This is a genomic window from Winogradskyella sp. (assembly GCF_025210595.1).
GTDB lineage: Bacteria > Bacteroidota > Bacteroidia > Flavobacteriales > Flavobacteriaceae > Winogradskyella.
In genome coordinates this window covers 1-5,127 of the sequence record NZ_JAOARH010000092.1, presented here as the reverse complement: position 1 = coordinate 5,127, position 5,127 = coordinate 1, and the positions used below count along the sequence as shown (strand labels likewise).

5 protein-coding genes and 1 pseudogene are annotated in these 5,127 nt (G+C 30.3%); 2 read left to right on the top strand and 4 right to left on the bottom strand.

The window, feature by feature from the left end; genetic code table 11:
- Both N4A42_RS09670 and N4A42_RS09665 read left to right on the top strand, forming a co-directional pair.
- A pseudogene (locus N4A42_RS09670) lies at positions 1–350 on the top strand (hypothetical protein); the annotation flags it as partial.
- 4 nt (positions 351–354) lie between these two features.
- A complete protein-coding gene (locus N4A42_RS09665; protein ID WP_294073346.1) occupies positions 355–1,092 on the top strand; it encodes a Bax inhibitor-1/YccA family protein in 738 nt (245 codons plus the stop codon).
- On the opposite strand, the gene N4A42_RS09660 is transcribed toward N4A42_RS09665, so the two are convergent.
- Genes N4A42_RS09660 through N4A42_RS09645 form a run of 4 tightly spaced genes read right to left on the bottom strand, consistent with a single transcriptional unit; the run spans position 1,089 to position 5,068 of the window.
- A complete protein-coding gene (locus tag N4A42_RS09660; RefSeq protein ID WP_294073344.1) occupies positions 1,089–1,565 on the bottom strand; it encodes a hypothetical protein in 477 nt (158 codons plus the stop codon). The two genes, N4A42_RS09665 and N4A42_RS09660, sit on opposite strands and share 4 nt — an antisense overlap.
- 41 nt (positions 1,566–1,606) lie before the next feature.
- Complete coding sequence (locus N4A42_RS09655) at positions 1,607–2,740, bottom strand: tetratricopeptide repeat protein (protein ID WP_294073342.1); 1,134 nt, start codon at positions 2,738–2,740, stop codon at positions 1,607–1,609.
- Positions 2,741–2,747: 7 nt separating this feature from the next.
- Positions 2,748–4,706, bottom strand: coding sequence for a M56 family metallopeptidase (locus N4A42_RS09650; RefSeq protein ID WP_294073340.1), 1,959 nt, complete (start codon positions 4,704–4,706; stop codon positions 2,748–2,750).
- Positions 4,707–4,708: 2 nt separating this feature from the next.
- Complete coding sequence (locus N4A42_RS09645) at positions 4,709–5,068, bottom strand: BlaI/MecI/CopY family transcriptional regulator (RefSeq protein ID WP_294073338.1); 360 nt, start codon at positions 5,066–5,068, stop codon at positions 4,709–4,711.
- Positions 5,069–5,127 lie beyond the last annotated feature (59 nt).

Below are 5,127 nucleotides of genomic sequence, written 5' to 3'. Positions count from 1 at the left end.
TACAAGTAAGACATGCTTTTGATAGTAATGATTTTCCGTATAGTACCACAGAATTATCTTTAGGTTATCGCTATAGAATTATCAATAAAGAAACATTTTCTATTTATGGCCAAATGAAATTGGCGACATTAAATTTTTCTAATTCTAGCTATATTAATGAAGACGATATGGAAGTAGACGTTAACGAAACCTCGTTTGACATTCCTTTTATTTTTGGTGTTGGCTCAGATATTAAAATAGGTAAAAATAGTTTTATCACCATTATTTATGGTGAACTATTTGCGTTTTTCTTAGACAACCAAGGCAATTTTTCTACTGATATTGCAATAGGCTATAAATTTAATTTGTAAAATAATGCGTTTGCGAAATTTTAAAACTTCTAATCCTATTTTTAACGGCTATTTTTGGGAGGATGGTAGGTCTTCTACCAAGACCATGTCTGTTTTTGGAGTTTTTGTTAAATCCATGATTGGAATTTTGATTATCGCTGCTATTACTGTTTATCTCTGGAAACTCAACGAAACAGGTGTTCCTATGAAATGGTTTAGATTAGGAGGTATGCTTGGCGCCATTATTATAAGCGTACTCATATCTTTTAAGCAAAACTGGGCTCATATTTTAGTACCATTATACATTATTGCAAAAGGATTTTTTTTAGGAGGATTTTCGGCTTACGCACATCGCAATTTCCCAGAGTTACCCTATCAGGCTATTGGTGTAACCATAGTTACTTTTTTTGTAATGCTTTTATTATACCAACTAAGAATTATTGTAGTCACCAAAAAAATACGAAGCGTTATTATAACAGCTACTGTAAGTATTATGGTTGTGTATTTAATATCTTGGATTCTCGGTTTTTTTGGAATTAAAACCTATATCTGGGGAACATCTTGGTTTGCCATTGGCTTTAATGTATTGGCAGCTATTGTAGCATCTTTTGCGCTACTTTTAGATTTTGATTATATAGAACGTTACAAAAACAAAGCACCTAAACAAAAGGAATGGCTAGCAACCTGGGGACTTTTAGCAACACTTATCTGGCTATATATTGAAGTATTACGATTAATGCAGAAGTTGGCAATACGGTTTTAATCAATCCTTACAATAACAGGTAATTCAAAAGCTGTTGTTACTTGCTGACCTCTTTTAATTGCTGGATAAATTCTCGGAATACCTTTTAAACTCTGCCGAAGTAGACTATCTATATGCGGAATCTGATTTTGAGTTTCGGGTTTAATGCTAATATGTTCTATTTCTAAGCGACCGTTATTATCTATTATTAGTTTTAATCGTATGGTATCGTTAACATCTTCTGAAACTACAATTTTTTGTCTCCCTAAAAAATCGTTGACATGAAACAAAATTGAATTCTGAAAACACATTTTACTTTCCTGCTTTGCAGTAATGGAATTACAACTGTCAAAGGTTGGATAGGTATCTACGTCATTCCAATTAAAGGTTTGCAGTTCTTCTTCTAGTAAATCTTCAGAATTTACTTTCTGCTTTTCAAAATAATTGCAAGAAGTTAAAAGAATGATTAAAAAAATATAAGCTAGTCGGTTCATTAGCACATTTCTAATAGTGAAATGTACAATATTTTTAGATTTTATTCTTTTTCTAAAAATTTTTCTTCTTTTAACTCTTTTAATCTTCTTTCTGCAAATACTTTAAATGGGCTTTTTGTGTCCTTTTTTATATAATCTTCATAGAGTTTAATCTTAGCATCTACATCTGCATAATATTCATCTTTAGTTCTAATGATAAAAAACTCATTCATAATATCACTCGGATCTTCTTTTTGTGCTTTTTGAAAGGCCTTTATAGCTTCTTGGTGCTTTTGCTGCCTGTTTAAAACCACTCCCAATTTCTGATACTCGTTAGACAGCGACACATCTCTTAACAACAATGATTTCTTATAATAAGTTTCTGCTTTTTCAAAATTATCTAATTGCTCATAATATTTTCCTATAACAAATAGAGCATTAGCATCATTAGGATTATATTTTAAAGCTGCTTTTCTATGGAAGATAGCCTCTTCATAATCGTGATTTTGAGCGTAGCTTAAGCTTAATTTTTCATGAATAAATTCTGATTTTTCTCCTAAATCTAAAAGTTTTTTAAACCACACAACAGCATGTGTGTAGTGTTCTTGAAAATAATACGCTTGTGCTTTTAGACTTATAAGCTCTACATTTTCTGAATAGCTTTCTAGACCTTTATCTATAAAACGATGTGCTAATTTAAATTTTCGTTTTTTAATACTATGCTTAGCAATTTTAAAGATGGCTTTTTGATGTGTAAAATCTAAACCAAAGGTTTTCATAAAAGTTTTTATAGATGTTGAATCGTTTTGCTTTTCTAACACCAACCCTAACTCATAATGAAAGTTAGGATTTAGACTATCGGTTACAATAAGCTTTTCTAATAATTGTTTAGCATCACTATACTTTTTTGTGCGTCTAAGCAGCTTAGCATATTCGTATTTTATAAGAACATTATCTGGATTAGCTTCTACAGCCTTTTCATAGTAAGTTAATCCTTCACCAAAATTACCTATAGCGACATACGACTTTGCTATTTTACTATAAGCCTCTTCTAAATCATCTAAAGATTTATACGTTTCAATGGCTTTTGTATAATTTCCTAAAGCAAAAAACTGATCTGCTTTTTCTTTTACGTTTTGACTACTCCCTAAAATAGAAAAAAGCAATCCTAATAGTATTGATATTTGGCACCTCATAAATACACTAATCTTTCTTAGAGTTTTTAGCCTTATCTATTTTCTTCTTTAAACCTTCTATCTGCTCATTTAAATTTATAACTACTGGATTTTTTTCGCTAGAATGTTTTAAAATCCTGTCTCTTTCAGCAATCAATTTCTTATATCTCTTTTTTAATTGCATTATATCGTTTTTGGCTACTTGAAATATAATTGGTAGAGAAAACGGAACATCTACTTCTTCACCATTATGACGACCTGGAATAAATTGCGGTAATAATGCGATAACACGCTTTGCCTCTTCTTCTAAAATTTCACTTGGTGCTCTGGCTTGAATATCGGTAACTTTCCCTTCAGAATTTATTATAAAACGTGTAAAAATGCGCTTTCTACCATACCCTAAAGTTTGTTCTAAATCTTTATTAAAATGTTGATAAACATGCTTATTTATATACTCTGAAAAACACTGCTTTCTTTCATCATTTGTTGCTAAATCTTGGCAAGATTTAATTGTTGGTGACTCATCAATAACATTGAAAGGTACTTCTGCAATTTCATTTTCCTCTGTTAATAATGGAGAATCAACAACTAAAGTAGATCTACCATCAGTAATTATTAATTTTTTGTAGTAACTATCTGTTTCTAATTGTTTCATTAAACCATCAAAACGTTGCTGTTCTTCTTTGGTCTTATCTGCCATATCGTCAACAACTAGTCTTAAAGAATTATCTCTAGCATTTGACATCCAACGCTCTTTAGCCTCATCTGTCTTTTTCCATTCCAAATACCCTTTATAATTTTTATGAGGCAATTCTGTCATTTTTTTGTATAGTGTCTGGTTAACATTTGTTAACTCATCATTTTTAGATTTCGTCTCCTTCATCATATAAGCCATAAATCTCATGAAAGCACTGGTTTTTAGATAATCTTCTCTAGATTTAATATAACTTTCTGAGTGATTTTGACCAAAGCCTGCATAATTTGAAATTTCAAAATATTTTGCTCCCTCTTCCCTCATTTTAAGAATATCATTATAATAGATTTCTATAAGTTCTTCATCTGTCAATTCTTGATTTATTTTGGCTTCAACCACTTCTTTTTCTTGAGCTTTTACTTCTGTAGAGGTATAAACCAACATTGCAAAAACTAACGGAAATAAAAGCATGTATTTTAATAAGTTCTTCCGGTTAGATTTTGACTTTTGTAACATAGTGATTCGTTGCTTGATTAATGATTTTTTAAAAAATGTATTAGTAAATGAGAGCGTATTAGTGTCAAATATTTGATGTAGTAAACTTTGATAATATTCTGCTTTTCCGTTTTGCTTTACAGCTTTGGCATCTGCAATAAATTCGTGCAACTCTTTAACTCTGTATTGGTAGATATATACTAATGGGTTAAACCAAAACAATATTCTTAGCAATTCAAAAAACAACAAATCTAAACTGTGTTTTTCTTTAACATGCACTAACTCATGATTGTAAATGGTACGTTTTTCTAATTCTGGAATATCTTCCCCTAAAAAAATGGTATTAAAAAAAGAAAAGGCTTTGTTACTTCTTAACAGATTAACAATAAGTATCTCTCCACTCCAACGCTTAGGATTATTGGATTTTAACTTATTAATTTTTAATAATTTGACAATAAAGATTAGCGTAGCCACTGCAATTCCCAAAAGCAAAATAATTTGCCAAATTGGCATTGATGGTTGCTCTAAAATAATACCAACTTTTTCTGCCACAAAAACTTCATAATCCGTAGGGTTTTGTTGACCAATAAAAACTTCTGGTAATTGAATTATTACATCTTTCGTTGTTACTTTTTGTAATTCTGGAAGTTGAACAAATGGTAAGACCAATGATAATAAAGAGGTTACCAACAGATAAGCTCTATTAATATTGAAAAAGGTCTCCTTTCTCAAAAACAAGTCGTAAACCAATAAAAATAAGGCTTGAAATGCAACAATCTGAATAATACTGTACAGCATAATTACTCCTTTTTATTGATTTCGTTAAGCAAACTTTCTATATCCTTAAGGTCGACATCATTTTTCTTAACAAAAAAAGATACCATACTTTTAAAAGAACCCTGAAAATAATTATCCACCAATTTATTTATGGATTGATTACTATAAGATTCCTTTGCCACAATAGGAAAATAAAGATGTCCTTTACCTTGTTTTTCATAGTCTACAAAACCTTTAGACTCTAAAATTCTAACAATAGTAGAAACCGTATTATAAGCTGGTTTTGGTTCTGGCAATACGTCTATTATTGATTTCACATTGGCTTTTTTAAGTTGCCAAAGTGCTTGCATAATCTCTTCTTCAGCTTTAGTTAATTGTTTCATATGCATTTATTTCTTTAGTTAAACTTGCTTACAATAGATCCTAAAAAACAGTTTAGATC